14 protein-coding genes are annotated in these 17005 nt (G+C 57.4%); 6 read left to right on the top strand and 8 right to left on the bottom strand.

All coding sequences use genetic code 11. The features are described from left to right. The first annotated feature begins 120 nt into the window (after positions 1-120). Positions 121-1311 (top strand): serine hydrolase domain-containing protein, encoded by a 1191-nt coding sequence (locus GMO_RS03690; RefSeq protein WP_008850937.1) that lies wholly within the window; start codon positions 121-123, stop codon positions 1309-1311. 22 nt (positions 1312-1333) lie between these two features. Here the strand turns inward: GMO_RS03690 and GMO_RS03695 are convergent, their stop codons facing one another. Both GMO_RS03695 and metH read right to left on the bottom strand, forming a co-directional pair. Next, the gene (locus tag GMO_RS03695) at positions 1334-1558 is read right to left on the bottom strand and encodes a hypothetical protein (RefSeq protein ID WP_008850938.1); all 225 of its coding nucleotides are present in this window, start codon (positions 1556-1558) and stop codon (positions 1334-1336) included. Positions 1559-1699: 141 nt separating this feature from the next. Beyond that, positions 1700-5206: a methionine synthase gene (metH, locus tag GMO_RS03700; protein WP_008850939.1), complete on the bottom strand. Its 3507-nt coding sequence runs from the start codon at positions 5204-5206 to the stop codon at positions 1700-1702. Positions 5207-5382: 176 nt separating this feature from the next. On the opposite strand from metH, the gene GMO_RS03705 reads away from it, so the two are divergent. Together GMO_RS03705 and GMO_RS03710 are read left to right on the top strand one after the other, a co-directional pair. Then, on the top strand, positions 5383-5748 hold the full coding sequence (locus GMO_RS03705) for a hypothetical protein (RefSeq protein WP_040507798.1): 366 nt from the start codon (positions 5383-5385) through the stop codon (positions 5746-5748). Between the two features lie 113 nt (positions 5749-5861). Further along, positions 5862-6500, top strand: a complete 639-nt coding sequence (locus GMO_RS03710; protein ID WP_008850941.1) for a TetR family transcriptional regulator — start codon at positions 5862-5864, stop codon at positions 6498-6500. 6 nt (positions 6501-6506) lie between these two features. Here GMO_RS03710 and GMO_RS03715 read toward each other — a convergent pair whose 3' ends face one another. Beyond that, positions 6507-8711, bottom strand: a complete 2205-nt coding sequence (locus tag GMO_RS03715; RefSeq protein WP_008850942.1) for a TonB-dependent receptor — start codon at positions 8709-8711, stop codon at positions 6507-6509. Positions 8712-8854: 143 nt separating this feature from the next. Beyond that, a complete protein-coding gene (locus tag GMO_RS03720) occupies positions 8855-9406 on the bottom strand; it encodes a 5' nucleotidase, NT5C type (RefSeq protein WP_040507420.1) in 552 nt (183 codons plus the stop codon). Positions 9407-9707: 301 nt separating this feature from the next. On the opposite strand from GMO_RS03720, the gene GMO_RS14940 reads away from it, so the two are divergent. Continuing rightward, entirely contained in the window at positions 9708-10058 is a 351-nt protein-coding gene (locus tag GMO_RS14940) for a con-10 family general stress protein (RefSeq protein WP_008850944.1), read from the top strand. Between the two features lie 161 nt (positions 10059-10219). Here GMO_RS14940 and GMO_RS03730 read toward each other — a convergent pair whose 3' ends face one another. The 4 genes from GMO_RS03730 to GMO_RS03745 are packed head-to-tail and all read right to left on the bottom strand — an operon-like array spanning position 10220 to position 14982. Beyond that, on the bottom strand, positions 10220-11842 hold the full coding sequence (locus GMO_RS03730) for a TolC family protein (RefSeq protein ID WP_008850945.1): 1623 nt from the start codon (positions 11840-11842) through the stop codon (positions 10220-10222). Continuing rightward, on the bottom strand, positions 11839-13632 hold the full coding sequence (locus tag GMO_RS03735; protein WP_008850946.1) for an FUSC family protein: 1794 nt from the start codon (positions 13630-13632) through the stop codon (positions 11839-11841). Before GMO_RS03735 ends, GMO_RS03730 begins: the two co-directional genes overlap by 4 nt. Then, the gene (gene mdtN / locus GMO_RS03740; protein ID WP_008850947.1) at positions 13613-14662 is read right to left on the bottom strand and encodes a multidrug transporter subunit MdtN; all 1050 of its coding nucleotides are present in this window, start codon (positions 14660-14662) and stop codon (positions 13613-13615) included. Before mdtN ends, GMO_RS03735 begins: the two co-directional genes overlap by 20 nt. 2 nt (positions 14663-14664) lie before the next feature. Beyond that, positions 14665-14982 (bottom strand): YtcA family lipoprotein, encoded by a 318-nt coding sequence (locus tag GMO_RS03745; RefSeq protein WP_245528416.1) that lies wholly within the window; start codon positions 14980-14982, stop codon positions 14665-14667. Positions 14983-15188: 206 nt separating this feature from the next. Between GMO_RS03745 and GMO_RS03750 the strand changes: the two genes are divergently transcribed. Next, positions 15189-15674 carry a YceI family protein gene (locus GMO_RS03750; protein ID WP_245528417.1) on the top strand — a complete coding sequence of 162 codons (486 nt, stop codon included), beginning with the start codon at positions 15189-15191 and terminating at the stop codon, positions 15672-15674. Positions 15675-15780: 106 nt separating this feature from the next. Continuing rightward, positions 15781-16749 carry a ribokinase gene (locus GMO_RS03755; RefSeq protein ID WP_008850950.1) on the top strand — a complete coding sequence of 323 codons (969 nt, stop codon included), beginning with the start codon at positions 15781-15783 and terminating at the stop codon, positions 16747-16749. The last annotated feature ends 256 nt before the right edge of the window (positions 16750-17005 follow it).

Genomic DNA, 17005 nt, shown 5'->3' on the forward strand with positions numbered 1-17005 from the left:
CATTACGCCTTTTCGTTATGGAACGGAACGGCGGTCCGGAATTTGTACCCAGGACGTTGCGTTGTCCGATCTTTTCTTTCTACTCTTCTTGCATCACATCCCAGTCAGGGCAGGCAACGCATGGCAGAAAACAGCAGCATCCCGTACCAGCACTTCCCGCTGGTGCGACGCGGGTTTCTCGCCTTGGGGAGCGCCACATTCCTGACAGGACTTTCAGCCTGTGCCCGCTCATCAGGTAACCGCTTTGCCGAGGTGGATGCGTTAGTCCGCCGCAGTGTGTGCGATGGACAGACGCCCGGAGCCGTTGTTGCGGTCGGACATGAGGGGCGGGTGGTGCATCGCTATGTTCATGGACGCCGGGCTCTGGTGCCAGTCCCTGAACCCCTGACCTGGGACACGCATTTTGACATGGCGTCCCTGACCAAACCCACCATTACCGCCCCGGCTGTCATGCAGCTTGCCGAGAAGGGACTGGTGCGGATTGACGATCCGGTCAGCTGGTATCTTCCCGACTTCGCAGCCAACGGAAAAAGCGCGATTACCCTGCGTCTGCTTCTGACGCATTATTCCGGATTGCCGCCCGATGTACCGCTGGATGATCCATGGACCGGCCGTGAGGAAGGTGTCAGGCGCGCGATGCAGTCCAGGCTGATCAACCTGCCAGGTACGAAATTCGTTTATAGTGACATCAACTTCATCACGCTCGGTCTGGTTGTGGAAAAGGTAAGCGGGTTGCCGTTACAGCATTACGCGCGCCGAAATATCCTTGATCCTCTTGGCATGATGTCCTCGGGTTTCCTGCCGGATGCAAGTCTGCGTCCGCTCATCGCACCCACGCAGTATGATGAAAACGGTATCATGCTGCGTGGTGTTGTGCACGATCCGACCGCCCGCCGCATGGGAGGCGTTGCAGGTCATGCCGGTTTCTTTTCCGATGCGCAGGACATGACACTCTACGCGCAGGCGCTGCTTGACCGTCTGTTAGGCCGTCCCAGCCGTTTTCCGCTCCGGCAGGAGACCGTGATGCAGATGGTGACGCCTCAGCAGCCGGCAGAACAGACCGAACTGCGCGGATTGGGCTGGGATATCGACACGCATTATTCTTCGCCCCGCGGAGACCTCTTTTCCGCCCGTTCTTTTGGTCATACGGGCTTTACGGGGACATCTCTCTGGATCGATCCTGACACGGACAGCTACGTGCTGATCCTGACAAACCGCGTACATCCGTCTGGTGGACACAGTGTCGTCAGTCTTCGCCATGATATCGCAACAGCCGTTGGGCATGCGCTGGGTCTTTCCTCGCCGATCTGATGCCCGGTTGCGGAACCGTAGTTCAGGGGACGAGATTCTTCAGGGATTTCGCAACTATTCCCAGAATGGGGGCCATGATGATGGCAAAGATGGCCAAGGGATCGATATAGGCTGCCTTTCCTCCGTCATAGGTGCTCCAGCCATAGGCCAGCCCGAAAACGAGAAACAGGAATGCCGCGCAGTAAAGGGCTTTCTCGACCCAGGCGTAAGCGTATGAAACGTCCTTGTCAGGCAAGTCGTCTGCCATGGAAGATCTCCCCAAAAAATGTCTTCCATCACATGCCAGAGGGTTCAGGCTGACGGAAGAGAGGCTGGTTCTTAAGTAATGCTGTTCCCCGCAGGATGCCAGCCAAGAAGGGTTCATCCTTCCGGGCTTGCAGTATTGACATCAGACCGTGAAGTATTTTGCCTGCGGATTGAGGATCACCAGTGCGGACGTGGACTGCTCGGGGTGAAGCTGGTAGCCGTCCGAAAGGGAAACACCGATGCGTTCGGCATCCAGCAGTTTCAGGATCGGTTCCTGATTTTCCAGTTTCGGACAGGCAGGATAGCCAAAGGAATATCGCGATCCACGATAGCCCTGTGACAGTAGCTTCTCCATGTCCCGGCTGTCTTCCGCTGCGAAGCCAAGTTCCGCCCGGATACGTTTATGGGTGTATTCCGCCATGGCTTCCGCCATCTCGACGGACAGTCCATGCAAATACAGATAATCCTGATAACGGTTGGCCTCGAACCACTCCCGTGCCAGATCAGAGGCTTTCTGTCCGACTGTCACGACTTGAAGTCCGATGACGTCGCGGACCTCGTCACCGATATCGCGCACGAAATCCGCAATGCACTCGCCATCATCCTTGGGCTGGCGGGGCAGGGTGAAGCGGGCGGCTTCGGTCTGTCCATCCTCATGGAACAGGACCAGGTCGTTTCCATCGCCGGCTGCCTTCCAGTATCCGTAGCTGGCCTGCGGGCGGATGATATTCTGTTCTGCGCTTAGGGCCAGCATCCGCTTGAGGACAGGGCGCAGTTCCTGCTTGGCATATTCCATGAACTCTTCCAAGGAACGCCCCTGTTTCCTGAAGCCCCACTGAAACTGATAGAGGGAGCGTTCATTCAGAAAAGGTAGGACTGCATTTGGTGGGGCTTCGATGACCCGCGATCCCCAGAATGGAGGTGTCACGGGAGGAAGAGAGCCGGAAATGCGTTCCCGGCGTGCCCGCGCGGCGTCCCTGTCCACGACGCCGAAGCCCCTTGTTTCGGCGGTTTCGGGCGCGCGTTCTTTCCGGCGGCTGGGCTTGCCTGCGCGACGGGACTGGATGGCGGCCAGATAGCCGTCGAATTCGTTCTGCGCGACCCTGTCCATCAGGGCGAGGCCGTCAAAGGCATCCCGAGCATAGGCCACACGTCCCGGTGTTCCCCCGCCATAGCTGGCCGCGCATTCTTCCTCCACATAATTCCGCGTCAGGGCCGCGCCCCCCAGAATAACCGGGAGGTTAATGCCTTGCCGCTGCATTTCCTCAAGGTTTTCGCGCATGATGACTGTGGACTTCACCAGCAGGCCTGACATGCCGATAGCGTGAGCCGTGTGTTTCTTCGCTGCGGCAATCATGTCCGCCAGCGGCACCTTGATGCCCAGATTGATGACCTGATAGCCGTTATTGGTCAGGATGATGTCCACGAGGTTCTTGCCGATGTCGTGAACATCGCCCTTCACGGTGGCTAGAACCATTGTGCCGCGGTGCTGTCCTTCGACGCGTTCCATGTGCGGTTCGAGCCAAGCCACGGCAGTCTTCATCGTTTCGGCGGACTGCAGGACGAAAGGAAGCTGCATCTTGCCGGAGCCGAACAGTTCGCCCACTACTTTCATGCCATCGAGAAGCACATTGTTGATGATGTCCAGCGGTGGCATTTCCTGCATCGCGGCTTCGAGGTCTTCCTCAATGCCCTTGCGGTCACCATCCACGATCCGGTCTTTCAAGCGTTCTGCCGGGGTTTCGGCACGGCGTTTCTTGACGGCGTCAGCAGCTTTGCGGCCCGCGAACAGTTCCAGCAGTTTCTGAAGCGGATCGTAGTCTTCCGTACGACGGTCGAAGATCAGATCTTCAGCCACCTTGACCTCTTCCGGTGCGATCAGGTGCAGCGGACGGATCTTGGAGACATGGACGATCGCGCCAGTCATGCCGGCTTTGACGGCATGATCGAGAAAGACCGAATTCAGCACGGCGCGGGCTGCCGGGTTGAGGCCGAAGGAAATGTTTGAGAGGCCAAGAATAATCTGGATTTCCGGGAATTTCTCCCGGATCAGACGGATCCCTTCCAGTGTCCATTGTCCAAGCTTGCGGTCATCCTCCACGCCGGTTGCGATCGTGAAGGTGAGAGGGTCGATCATCAGATCGGATTGTGGCAGACCATACTGGTTGCAGGCGAAATCAACCAGTCGTTCGGCAATGCGCAGCTTGTCCTGCGGCTCCTTGGCCATACCGACTTCGTCAATCGTCAGGGCAATCATGGCCGCGCCGAACTTGCGGGCCAGCTTCATGCGGTCATGGGCATGCTCTTCACCATCCTCGAAATTGATGGAGTTGATGACCGGCTTGCCACCATGCAGTTTCAGGGCCGCTTCGATGACGGGCGTTTCCGTTGAATCGATCACCAGTGGTGCATTGACCGACGACGTGAAGCGCGTGATGACCTCGGTCATTTCCGCTGTTTCGTTGCGTCCGACAAAGGCCGTGCAGATATCCAGCGCATTCGAGCCTTCCGCCGCCTGTTCCCGGCCAATCCCGACGCAGCCATCCCAGTCACCGGCTTCCTGAAGTTCGCGCCATTTTTTCGATCCGTTGGCGTTGCAGCGTTCGCCGATCGAGAAATAGCTGTTCTCCTGCCGGAGCGGAACCTGCGTATAAAGGCTGGAGACGGACGGCATCCAGATAGTGCTGCGCTTGACGGGAGCCGGACGGTATTTCTCATCGCCAAGGCGGCGCAGCATGTCATCCAGCGCCTGGATATGGGGTGTGGAGGTACCGCAGCAGCCGCCGATCAGGTTGAGGCCGTCTTCCTGGATGAAACGTTCCATCCAGATGGCCATCTCGGTCGGGCTCAGTGGGTAGACCGTCTTGCCGTCTACAAGCTCGGGCAGGCCGGCATTGGGTTGCATCGAGATCAGTCCGGGCCAGTTCTCGGACAGCCAGCGGACATGCTCGCCCATTTCCTGCGGACCGGTGGCGCAGTTGAGGCCCAGGGACGGGACGTCCAAGGCCTGAACAGTGGTTGCCGCGGCAGCGATATCCGGCCCAACGAGGAGCGTGCCGGTCGTTTCAACAGTTACCTGAACGAAAATCGGTGCATCCGAACGCAGTTCCTGCCGGGCCAACTTGGCGGCGTTGACGGCGGCCTTGATCTGAAGCGTGTCCTGACAGGTCTCGATCAGGAAGGCGTCGACGCCGCCTTCCACGAGCCCGCGGCACTGTTCTGCGATTCCGGCTTCAAGAGTGTCGTAGTCGATATTGCCGAGTGTCGGGAGCTTTGTGCCCGGGCCGATGGAGCCGATGACATAGCGGTGCCGGTCGTCCGAGAAGGTTTCGGCGGCTTCGCGGGCCAGGGTTGCGGCGATGCGGTTGATCTCGCGGGCGCGATCCTGAAGATCGAATTCAGCCAGCGTGACCGTGGACCCACCGAAGGTGTTGGTTTCCACCATGTCCGCCCCGGCCTCGAAATAGCCGCGATGAATCTCCCGGACCAGTTCGGGCCGAGAAAGATTCAGAATTTCGGTACAGTTCTCCTGTCCCCAGTAATCGCGGTCCACTTCGAGGTCGAGCATCTGGACACGTGATCCCATTCCGCCGTCACACAGCAGGACCTGGTCGGTGAGGGCATCGAGCAGATGGGGGCGTTTGGACATGAAACCGGGGCTCTGTAGCAGGATAATGAAGGGAAGGATCTGGCGGTGAGACCGCAGAGAGCGTCTCCTATCATAGAACAGGGTCAGACAAACAGACGGAGGAACTTTTCGTTCTGGAAAAGACGGAGTCTGTGCATGTGTATATGCCGGGACATGTTGCTGATAGAATGGCGTCCATGGCGACTGATGGTCTTATCCCCCTGCACATGCTGACGGATGTTCCCGACTGGCCGCAGGCCCGCCTCCGGGATGCGCTTCTGATTCGGGCGCCGGATGGGGCGGGTGAGGACTGGCCACACTGTATAACCCTTCCTGCAAGTACGCCTTTTCAGATGAGGCATGGAGCGGGATGTGCCTGTTGCAGCCGTGAGCCTGCGGTCATGACGCTGGCGGCGGTATTTCAGGAACGTGTTATGGGAAAGCGGCCTCCCTTTCGTGAGGTCGTGCTCGTGATGCATCCGGAAGAGCGGCATGCTCTACGGGACATTCTTGAAAATGACGTTCTTGTCCGGGCGCGTTATCGTCTGGCAGGGCAGGAATGACGGGATTTTCCTTCTTCGATGCCTGTCGTAAGCAAACCGTACAAGATGAAGCAGGTTATGAAACCGGCAGGTTGATGTCGGGCCCGTCAGCCATTTGGGGGTAACAGGACGATATGACGACCGATGTGTTGCCGGATGGCAAGGAACGTCAGCTTCGCCAACGCAAGAAGGACAGGACGCATGCAGCCCTCGTGCAGGAGGCCATGCGTCTTTTCTCTACCAAGGGATATGAGGAAACTTCGGTAGAGGAGATTGCCGAGGCGGCGCAGGTGTCGCGGCGAACCCTGTTTCGGTACTTTCCCGGCAAGGCCGATATCGTACTGGCATGGACCCATGGCGTGACGAAGATTCTGGCTGACGCTATCGGGAAAATTCCCCTGAATGCGCCTCTGCAGGAAACCGTGCTGGAAGCTTTGTTGCCGGTGGTTGCGTATTATTCGTCCGACCGCCTGGACGCCTATGCGCTTGTGGTTCTGGTGGAGCGTACGCCGGCCCTCTGGAACATGAGCCTGCAAAAATATTCCGAATGGGAAGATACACTCGCCGAAGCGCTCATTCCACGCATGCCAGCAACGGAAATGCCGTCTCTTGTGGCCCGGTTACTGGCGCGGACGGCTATTGCCACGTTCCGCTCCGCACTGGACGAATGGATCAGGAAAGAGGGAATGGTCGATCTCGAGACCATTCTGCGACAGGCATTCGTCTTTCAGCCACTGCTGTGGCAGGACGACCATCCCCTCAGCGCAGGCTGACCGGGCTTACAGATCTAGTTCTATCGAGAAGTGATAGGTGCGCGGTAGCCCGGCGACGGCCGAATTGGTCGCTGAGCCACCACCATTGATGCTGGAGGGATAGACCGATGCCCAGTAGCTCTGGTTTGTCACGTTATTGACGCCGAAGCGGAAGACCAGCGGCTGGTCATAGACATGCACGGCGTATCGGGCACCAAGATCGAGCGTGACGTATGAGGGGGCGAAGGTCGTATTGTAGACGTTGGCGGCGCGACGGCCCATGTAATGGACATTTGCATTGACCGCTCCGCCCTTGAGGAACGGCAGGCGGTAATCCAGCAGGACGTTTGCCATGAGCGGCGGTACGCCGACCACCTGTTTATAGGATGTTTTGGCCGTTCCGGTATTGAGAAGCTGGGCATCCAGCCAGGTCATCCCGCCAAGGACGCTCAGATTATCAGTAATGTTGCCGGACGCCTGGAATTCCACACCGTAGTTCCGCTGAATGCCATAGTTGGAATAGACGTTGGTGATGGGGTCGGTATAGCCGAATGGCCGGGCCATACGGAAACCGGCGACGTTAAGCTGAAGCCGTTTGGCAACGAGGATCTTATAGCCAACCTCATATTCCTCCGACCGCAAGGGAGCCGTGACCTGATTGACGTTTGCGGCTCCGGCCGGAGCGATCGTGCCTGCCTGCAGTGATCGACCCCATGTGAAATAGGCCGTCTGGTTATCGGCGGGTTTGTACATCAGGCTTGTCATCGGGCTGAAGGCGGCCGAGCGGGAATAGGACGATGTCTTGGTGTTGGTGGTGTTGTAGTTATTGGTGCTCAGCCAGCTCCAGGCGAGCGATCCCATGATGGACCAGTGACGTCCGAGCGAAATCGTGTCGCCGGCCAGCAAGGACTGATTCATCGTATCGGCGGATTTGTAGCGGCCGGAGTAATAAGGCTGTGCACTGGAAAAGGTCTGGGGGTGGCCGATCGAGGCTTCGCCGAGCGTCAGGGTGCCGGTTGAGGATGTCGGATTGTAATTGCCCATGACATACCCGTTAGTACCGATTTCGATCTGATGTTTCAGGAAACCGGTATGGAAAGTGCCATTGAGGTAGGCCATGTTGCTGCCGGCCACGAAATCATTGGCCGTGAGGGCAGCGGAGATGGTCTGTTTGTAGAGCCCTGCCGAGTTCTGGAGCTGATTGGCCGTGCTGAAAACATTACGGCCTGCATTCTGCCACAGGCCGCCGACCTTCAGGCTCCAGTTGTCATTGAAATGATGGATGATCTTCGCCAGGACTGTGTCGGTTTCCATATTGTAACCGGCTTGGCGCTGGCCATAACCCTGCTGGCTGAGATCGGGAGCCTGTGGAAGCTGGATGGCCGTGCTGTAGGAAAAGCCGCCGGGATAACCCCGCTCGGCATAGGTGTACTGGCTGGCGTCGATCTGAATGACGGTTTTCGGTGAAATGTGGATATCGAAGTCACCGCTGACCAGATCGCGCCGCATGTGAGAGTCTGCGACGTAACCTTCTCCGTTCTGGTTCAGCAGGTTCAGCCGGTATCCGAACCATTTATTGTGTCCTACACGACCGGATACATCCACGCTTTCCATTGGCGCGCCGATGGAATCCACGCCTGCGACAAAACGCTCGGTCATACGGTCCGTGGGACGTTTGAGCGTGAAATCGAAGGTTCCGGCAGGGTTCTGGGGACCATAAAGCGCACCAGCCAATCCGTTGAGCACCTGCATACTGTCGAACTGCTCGGCGGCATAAGGTGTGGTGATCACCATGTTCAGTCCGTCCATGCGGGTGTTGGCAATCACGTCACCTTCAAAGCCACGGGACTGGGGACGGCTTGTGTTCGGATCGCCGCGCATTTCCAACTGGGCTGAAGGCACGTAAGCCATCAGATCGTTGATATTGCGGGCCTGCTGGTTGAGCATGACATCATGGGTGACGGTCATGATCGACATCGGTGTGTCAAGGATCGGGCGGTTGCCGAGGGGACCCAGGTCGGCAACTTTCGCATTGTAATCTGCTGCCGTCCCGGCGCCGTTCCGGCGATGGACGGTAATGTGTTCAGCCTTGGGGGCGGGCTTTTTGACGAGGGATGCCGCATCCGGCCTGGCTTTTCGAGCCGTCTTTGGGGTGGTTTCTGCAGCATTGGCCGATAGTCCGCCAAGCATGGAGGCAGAGAGGAGGCAGAAAGCCAGATGCGTGGTTTTCATGTGGAAACGTCCCGGAAAGCATGGCAATTTCCTGCTTTCCTACATTTCGGCACTGAGTGTCACAATTATGCGATGGACACTTTTTGCTGGTTTAAAACCGTTTCCGTTTTCTTGTTACTAAAATGACACAGGGTGCCAGTTTGTCAACCCTCTTTCAACTGCCGCATCAGGTCGACGGCATCCTTCCAGTTTTCAACGCGAGGCGACCAGATCGTGTTCATGTTGTGCAACGCTGAAAACAGGATGCCCTGACCCTGGAAACGCTGAAAGTGCCGGGCATTGTCATCAATCATGAAATCCGCGGCAAGAATGCTCTTGTCACCGCAGAAGACAATATTCATCGGGGAAATAAAAGGGAAATTTCGCCGCAGCCATCCGAATTTCGGTGCGCAGGAGGCAGGATATTCCATGGCAGCCGTGGTGATGAAAATGTCAAAATCTTCCGAGAGCTGACGCAGGCCCTCCTGTGCTCCTGGCATGACTTCGAGATCGGCGAAGAAATCTCCCTGATGAAGAAGATTTTCCATGGCGGCAGCGTGTTCGGGATCGGCGAGTTGCTTGAGGCTGTGTCCTTCAAGGGAAGTGTCATCCCATTCATATCCGTAAGTCCGCTGGTACCAGAGGCGCTGGGCTGAGAAGGCATCTGCGATGACTTCGTCCATATCAACGGCCAAACGCGGGCGTATGTCAGTCATGAAAGGCTCCGGGACAACAGCAGGGAAGGGATTGTCAAACGCCTGATACGCAAAGGCAAGAGAGCAGGAAATGACGAAAGAATTTCAGGTAAGTGCTATTTTATTTTTAATGCTTAATGAAATATTGTGTGAGGTCTGTTTCAAGTATTTCTTTTGTTTCATGTGGTATAGAAAGAAAAAGAAACAGGAAAATAATTTCTTTTTTCCGAAACTAAGGTCTGACTTCTTCTTTTAGGTTACTGCTCGGTTTGGACGAAAGGTTTGAATTCTCCATGCCGATGCAAGCATAAGGAAATCAGTCATGTTTCGTAATCACGAAGAGACCTTCTCCTTTGTTTATGCCGCCAGTGGTCATGGCGGTGGTTCTTCTTCCAATCCCGGCAACTTCGCCAATGATCGTGAAAAGGCCTCTGCTGCTGGCCACAAAGGTGGACAGCACAGTCACTCCGGCTCGTCTTCGTCTGGTACAGGTTCCCATGAGGGAAACTTCTCCCAGAACCACGAAAAGGCGGCTGAAGCAGGACGCAAGGGCGGACAGAACAACCATTCCAGTTCTTCGGGAAGCCATTCGTCTTCCCATACTTCGGGCCAGACACATGAAAAACTGTCTGAAGCCGGAAAAAAGGGCGGACAGGCATCTCATCGATCGTGATGTGGTAGCCTGAAGTTCTGACGTGGTTCGTGACCAGTCAGGACTTCAGGGGCTGTGAATGCTTCAGAAAAGCCGGCATTTCCCTCAGTAATTCGGGATGCCGGCTTTTCGGCGTTCTGGACCTGTCGAAATTTTTTTTCCGCATCGAAAATGCTTGGATATCAGGGCAGGCCGGTGGACTGTGCGTCTCCCAGCGCGCCCGTGCCGAAAGCAACGCCAGCCGCAGCAATAAGGGCTGCGTAATAAGCGTCGGAATGGCTGAGGGTCGCATTCAGCAGACCATTCTGGGCCAGAGACGCCTGTGTGATGGATCCTACACCGTTGCGATAGGCCGCATAGGCTGCATCGAAACCCGTCTGGGCAGCGGTCTGGAGTTTGTCGGAGGCCATGTAGGCACTCAGGCTTGTCCGCAGGGCGTTCTCCGCAGCCACGATCTGTTTGACGGATGAATCAACCGTTTGCTGGAGGGTGGCGTTTGCACTATCGGACTGGTCCTGTGCCTGCCTGAGCATGGCGGCGCGCATTCCGCCATCGAAGATCGGAACGGTGATGCCTCCGAGGATCAGGCTGCTGAAGGAATTGGTGGAGAGATTCAGGGTGGGCGGTGTTTCACTGGCAATGCCCGGAACAGAGGACAGGGCGAGACGTCCGGTGGTGTAAGCGACGTTACCGGTTACGAAAATCTTGGGGAGAAATTCGCTTTTCGCAGCTGTAACGCGGCTGCGGGCGGCCTTGGCATTGGCATAGGCCGCGAGCACGTCCGGACGGCGGGCAACGGCCTGCTGGACCAGCGCGTCAGGCAGACGCGTATCATCAAGCGCGAGGGGACGGCCGGCAATATTTTCGGTCTGGAAGCGCGTGGTTGGAGAAATGCCAATGGCGTTGACGAGTTCCAGGTAGGTATTTTCCGCATCGCCTTCTGCTTGGACCAGTCTCAGTTCCGTCTGGGCAGTTGCCTGCCGGGCTTGTGTAACATCGACTATGGTACCCTGTCCCTGTTTCAGGCGCGCTTCGGCGGCATGCTGGACAAGGACGGCGTTGTCATGGGCTTTCTGAAGCGATGTGACGCGGGCCGCTGCGGCTGCATGCGTATAGAACGCGGTGGTGACACCATAGATGATCTTCTGATGAGCAGCGGTGAACAGGATATTGCTGGCGATCTGGGCCTGGCGGGCAGCTTCAATGGTGGCTTCGCGCTTACCGAAATCAAACAGCAGCCATTCCAGTCCAAGCGTCTGTACCTCGCCGGGGCCAGAATTCCTGTTGCGGGTTCCGCCTAACAGGTTGTTGAGGGAATTCAAGCCGGAGTTGATGCCGTTTCCGATTGAACCGGCATCGCTGACGGAAGGATTGGCCCCGTCATTACGGCTGTGACTGTATCCGCCCACGACAGTGGCTGTCAGTTGCGGAAGGTAAGTGCTTTTGGTGATGCCGACGGCAAGAGCCGCATCCCGCGCCATGTCCCATGCCCGGCGTGTTTCCGGGTTTGCGGATTGCGCAATATCGATCAGTTCCGCGAGATTATAGGCATGGCCGGGGTGGAATATAGCTTCAGGAGCGGGTGGACGGATCTGGATGTGGCTATTGGAGGGTAGAGTATAGCCCGGTGGCAGGGCCAGTCCCCGCGCGCCGTGCTTTCCCGGTATGATTTCGCCACTTGCGGCCAGATTGGGCTGCCACGGGCTGTCAGAACGTTCGGGGGCGGTCTGCAGTTCCTGCGTGGCGCAGGCGGTCAATGTCAGGAGCAGGACTGTTGCGGGTAGAAAAGAGGCGTGACGGGTCATGAGGCAGTCTGTTCCAGTCGTGCAATTCTGCTATCGGCATCGGTTTCGGAGCCGTCCTGAAGCAGGTCTGCGCTCAGACGGGCAGCATCTTTTAGGACATCTTGGCAGGTCTGAAGATGGGTCAGGTCGGCGCGCATGTGTGCAGGTTCGGTCATGGCGTATTCGAGGGTGCGTTCCCCCTCTGAAATCGCGGTCTGAGTTTCCGCACAGGCTGCCTCACGGTGTTGTATGTCCGGAGCATCACGCTCTCTTTTCAGAGTGTCGGCGATGGCGCGGAGTTTGGTGGGAAGCTGATGGTAGGCACTGGATGGCCAGAAGCTGGTAAACATCGCGTAAGTGATGAAATTGCCGATCATGATTCCGACGATCCGGTCCCGGGCGGTGGCCATATCGGTTGTCGGGCCATAGCCCTTGAGGTCCGTCAGATAAAAGGCGAGGCCGATCTGAAAGCCGGCATAGGCAATGCGCTCATCACCGGCCTTGATCCATGCGCCGATCAGGGAGGCAACGAAAACCAGCGCAAGGAAGGCTGTGACGTCATTGAAATGGGGCATCAGGAAAATGATGGACAAAATACCGATTGAGCCGCCGATCAGGGCCCCGACAATGCGAAGTGTCAGCTTGGAGATCATTTCTCCCATGGTGGGGAGCGCTACAATGAAACAGGTGATGATGCAGGTGTGAATGCCCTGCCAGTTCAGGATCTTGAATAGGAAATAGCTGGTCATGACCGCTGCCGTTCCCTTGACGGCAAAGCGGACGTGCTCAGGGTTGGTAAAGGCATCTGGCGCGAAGAATCCGGATGCCTGTTTTGCAGAAGTCTGTTTGGATTCCAGCGCGGGAGTCGTGAAGGTGGGAAGCAGATCCGCGAGCGCCTGCAGGGCTGGCGCAGCAGCCGGGATGTGTGGACGCTGGATGTCTGTCGGATAATCCCCCTGCGCGAATATGGCGACCATGCTCCGCAGTGGGTTCAGGAGTTCGGGCGGTATGATCAGAGAGGAATGGCTGTCCGCCGCTTCGATGGCCAGTGCGAGCACGGAGACGCTTGCTCCGGCCGCCTGTTTCAGACAGGCGAGGTCATGGGCAGACCAGAGTTTCTCCAGCGCGGCCATCTTCGCGTTTTTCATCATTTCTGTCGTGCCGGTTCGGAGCATGTCCGTTGCGCGCTCGCGGATCTGGCCATCTGGCGATTCCAGCAGTTGGACGGAAATACGCAGCCGGGTAGCAACAGCATCTGTCAGCAGTATTTTGGGCGACGGACAGATCAGTAGTCCGAGTACGACCATTACTGCGCCGGGAACGGCCAGAAACAGATCAGTATAGAGAAGGGCCCGGGTCACGACCTCACCGACCGGTACCTGATCGATGGCAATCAGGGCGTAGACGATGATCAGACCCAGCATGTAGGCGACCGGTTTGAGCTTGCTTGCCGACCCTAGAAAGAAAAACATGAACGAGAGAAGTGCGATGACGATGACCAGCCCCATCGGGTGATCGAGCGTCAGGCGCACCAGTCCATAAACAAGTGCGATGAGAACGAGGATGATGACGTTCAGGCCTACGCCGGCCAGTGCGTTGGTGACCCTGTCTTTCTGCCATAGCGCCATGGCGGCGAGTGTGGGGACGGCAAGGTCCGGAACCTGCCAGATCTCGCCGATCAGAACCGTGGCGGTACAGGCCGCCGCCATGCGAATGGCATAGGGCAGGCGGCCGGGCGTCGGGTCACAGACCAGATGCCAGAGCCGTGCCGGACTCAGTCTGTCGGGAAAATCAGGGACAGGCCGCGCCATAACGGATCTCGACTGTGGCCGTGGCGCCGAGACGGAGCAGTTCCAGTGTCGTGCCATCAAGTTTGATGCGTACGGGAAACCGCTGCGCGACATGGACCCAGTCCATCTGGCGGGGGACCAGTGGCAGGGACCGGGCAATACCAGCGGAATCCGCGGACAGAACGCCCCAGCCGATGCTTTCCACATGGCCGTGGATCGAGGACTTGCGGTTGATCATGGAATAGACGGTGGCGCAGTCTCCCGCATGGACAGCATTCAGATTTATCTCGCGGATATTGGCTGTGGCGTACCAGGCGTCATCCGTAATCAGCGTAAAGAGAACTTGCGAAGGGGCGAGCACCTCGCCGGGGCGGACATTCAAGCTGGTGACATAGCCGTCCTGCGGGGCAGTGACGACGGTCTGGCGCAGTTCATAACGGGCATGGTCCAGTGCGGCCTGACTGGCGGCCGCTGCGGCGAGGGAGCTTTTCAGATCTCCGATGGCGACGCCCGCTGCCATGGACTGCTGCTCGCTCTGGGCAAGTGAGACTTCCGCATCGTGGAGAGCGACGCGGGCCTGATCGTATTGCTGCCAGGGGATGTAGGCGTGGTCAGCCAGTGGCCGCAGGCGTTCGACGGTCCGTGCCGCCAGATCGCGGTTTGTGCGTGTGCGGGTGACCTGATCGCTGGCTGTGGCGGCATTGGCCGTCTTGACGCTGACAAGACGCTGCTGGTTTTCCACCTCCGCCTTCGCAAGGGCAAGATTGGCTTCCGCCTGTCTGACCGTCAGTTCATAAGGTTCCGGGTCAAGGCGGTAAAGGATATCGCCCTTGTGGACGTGCTGATTGGTCCGGACGCGCAGATCGACGAGGCGGCCGCCTACCGTGGAGGCCACATGCACCAGTTCCGCATCGATACTGGCGCTTTCGGAGCTGGGATACTGGCTGTCCTCATGAGCGACATGGATGCCGAACAGTGTCGCCGCGCCGACGCAGAGAACTGCGATGAAGATGCCAACAGGTTTTTTGCCAGAGATTTTGACACGCTGCATCGTCAGGGCCCGAACACCAGCGCCCAGACCAGAAGGGCGGTAATGACCCCCAGGGAGACATATGTGAAGAGACGGAAACTCATAAGGGCGTCCAGCCCGATTGCCAGAAACAGCACGCGCAACCCGACGGCTGTGGCAATCCCGATAAGGCCGCACAGCATCCAGGCGGGAAAATAGGCTCCCACTAGGGGAAAGGACGGTGCGCCTCCGGTACTGCATCCGCCGAGACCGAAGCCAAGACAGAGAACAGGAAGCAGTCTACCGGATTTTGCCGCATGCATGGAAAAGGAGTGCGCTTTCACGTGGCCTGGAGCTGGCACTTTATCATATTCCCGACGTACCGCCATGCCGCTCTGCCGGTAGAGACAGAATGCTGTTTCAGGTCAGATTATAAAACCCACTTTCCCGCCCTGTGTTCTCAAAGGCAGAAATGATTTTGTGAAAGGTATTATCCGTGTTGAGGAAACACTTTCTTCTGTCCGTCCTGCTCACGGTTGCCTTCGGGACAGGATCTGCTTTTGCGGCAGTGCAAAATCTGACGCTGTCACCCGGCAACACACAGGCTTATCTTCATGCGCGTTCTGCCGTGACGGATGTGGACGGGACGTTCAGCGAGGTTTCGGGGCATCTGGATTATGACCTTGAACATCAGACCTGCCATGTGGATCTGACTATGGATGTCAGTTCCCTGAAAGTGGGAAGTGCTGTCATGAAACAGATCATGCTGTCCGGCATCATGCTCGACAGTGATGCTCATCCGACGATGCATTACGTAGGCGACTGTCGCCCCCGGGTCGTGAATGGTCAGGTGCAGGGACAACTTGTCGGAATGCTGACTATGCGGGGACAGACCCATCCGGTCACGTTCGCATCTCGGATGCAGTTCTCCGGTAATACGCTCCGCAGGATTGTCAGTACCGCGACATTCGATCAGCGGAAATGGGGTGTCAGCACGTTGTTGCGTTCAGTCAATCCCATGGTCCGGTCGGAAACGGTTATCGAACTGAAATAACAATTGCCATCGTCAGATGAGACTTGTGACGGTTGGGTGGGTTCGATACGCCCAGTCAGGGCGCTCAGGCCCTGTTTTCCGTGGTTTTAACAAGGCGACAAACGTCATGAAGGCTTCCGTTCCGTTGGTTCTCTCGTTTGGCAGCATCAACATGGATCTGACGGCACGTGTCAGGCGGTTGCCTGCGCCGGGCGAGACGGTGCATGCGGAAAGTTATGCCGTCGGGCTGGGAGGCAAGGGAAGCAACCAGGCGGCGGCGGCGGCACGGCTGGGAAAAAAGCTTGGTGTTCAGGTCGCTCTGGCGGGGCGTGTCGGACAGGATGCTTTCGGGTTGCAGTCTCGGGAAACCCTGACGCGCTTCGGTGTTGATCTGGCGCCTTTGAGAGATGACCCTGACAATCCGACAGGTATCGCCCTGATTGGAGTTGATGCTCTCGGTGAGAACTGCATCACTGTGGCCGGGGGCGCTAATGGGGCCGTTGATGAGACGGATGTGGCAGAGGCTGGCCCATGGCTGGATAAAGCGCATGTGCTGCTACTTCAGCTTGAAATCCCGCAGGCTGCGGTTCTGGGTGCAGCACGGCGTGTCAGGCAGGCAGGGGGAACAGTCATTTTGGATCCAGCTCCTGCTCCGGAGCAGGGGTTGCTGGACGCTCTCTGGTCAGAAAGTGACATCATAACGCCCAATGAAACCGAAACCTTCAGTCTGACAGGAATTCTGCCAGCTGCTCCGGAAGAGGCTGCCCGCGCGGCAGCAGTACTTCTTAGTCGTGGCGCCCGGGCTGTTGTCGTGAAAATGGGCGCCCGGGGCGTTTACTGGACCGATGGTACCCACGAGGGACACTGGCCGCCCTTTCCGGTCGTTCCAGTGGACACTGTCGCGGCGGGAGACTGTTTCAATGCTGGACTTGCCGTTGCGCTGGCTGCCGGGAAAACTCTTGGAGAAGCCGTACGATTGGCGGCGGCCTGTGGGGCGCTGGCTACGACACGTGTCGGTGCAGCGGAAGCCGCTCCGGAATGGGAAGAGGTGGCGCAGATGATGGAACTATCTCTGGAAGCAATGGCGACACGATAGCTATGACTGGGCTGATGCTATAAAAATTACCTATTTCCAAATAGTTATCGACAGGAAATATGGCCTATTCCCATAAGGGGAATGGGCTTGGACATGGAAAAGCGATTCTGTCTGTTCACAAATGCTTTAACAACAAAAATGTGACTTTCTGTGTCCTGAGGCTGCCGTGTCAGGAAAGAGGCGGTCAGGCGCGTTACTGGGATTTTTCTTTCGGAGTGCAGCTATACTCCAAGCATATAAGACAATGTGTCTGATG

The organism is Gluconobacter morbifer G707 (genome assembly GCF_000234355.1).
GTDB classification, from domain to species: Bacteria; Pseudomonadota; Alphaproteobacteria; order Acetobacterales; family Acetobacteraceae; genus Gluconobacter; species Gluconobacter morbifer.

Bases quoted from the DNA above. Each gene is read 5' to 3' on its own strand.
- GMO_RS03705 (WP_040507798.1), top strand. From the start codon at position 5,383: ATGGCGACTGATGGTCTTATCCCCCTGCACATGCTGACGGATGTTCCC.
- GMO_RS03690 (WP_008850937.1), top strand. From the start codon at position 121: ATGGCAGAAAACAGCAGCATCCCGTACCAGCACTTCCCGCTGGTGCGA.
- GMO_RS03720 (WP_040507420.1), bottom strand. From the start codon at position 9,406: ATGACTGACATACGCCCGCGTTTGGCCGTTGATATGGACGAAGTCATC.
- GMO_RS14940 (WP_008850944.1), top strand. From the start codon at position 9,708: ATGTTTCGTAATCACGAAGAGACCTTCTCCTTTGTTTATGCCGCCAGT.
- GMO_RS03695 (WP_008850938.1), bottom strand. From the start codon at position 1,558: ATGGCAGACGACTTGCCTGACAAGGACGTTTCATACGCTTACGCCTGG.
- GMO_RS03710 (WP_008850941.1), top strand. From the start codon at position 5,862: ATGACGACCGATGTGTTGCCGGATGGCAAGGAACGTCAGCTTCGCCAA.
- GMO_RS03755 (WP_008850950.1), top strand. From the start codon at position 15,781: ATGAAGGCTTCCGTTCCGTTGGTTCTCTCGTTTGGCAGCATCAACATG.
- GMO_RS03715 (WP_008850942.1), bottom strand. From the start codon at position 8,711: ATGAAAACCACGCATCTGGCTTTCTGCCTCCTCTCTGCCTCCATGCTT.
- GMO_RS03735 (WP_008850946.1), bottom strand. From the start codon at position 13,632: ATGGCGCGGCCTGTCCCTGATTTTCCCGACAGACTGAGTCCGGCACGG.
- mdtN (WP_008850947.1), bottom strand. From the start codon at position 14,662: ATGCAGCGTGTCAAAATCTCTGGCAAAAAACCTGTTGGCATCTTCATC.
- GMO_RS03730 (WP_008850945.1), bottom strand. From the start codon at position 11,842: ATGACCCGTCACGCCTCTTTTCTACCCGCAACAGTCCTGCTCCTGACA.
- metH (WP_008850939.1), bottom strand. From the start codon at position 5,206: ATGTCCAAACGCCCCCATCTGCTCGATGCCCTCACCGACCAGGTCCTG.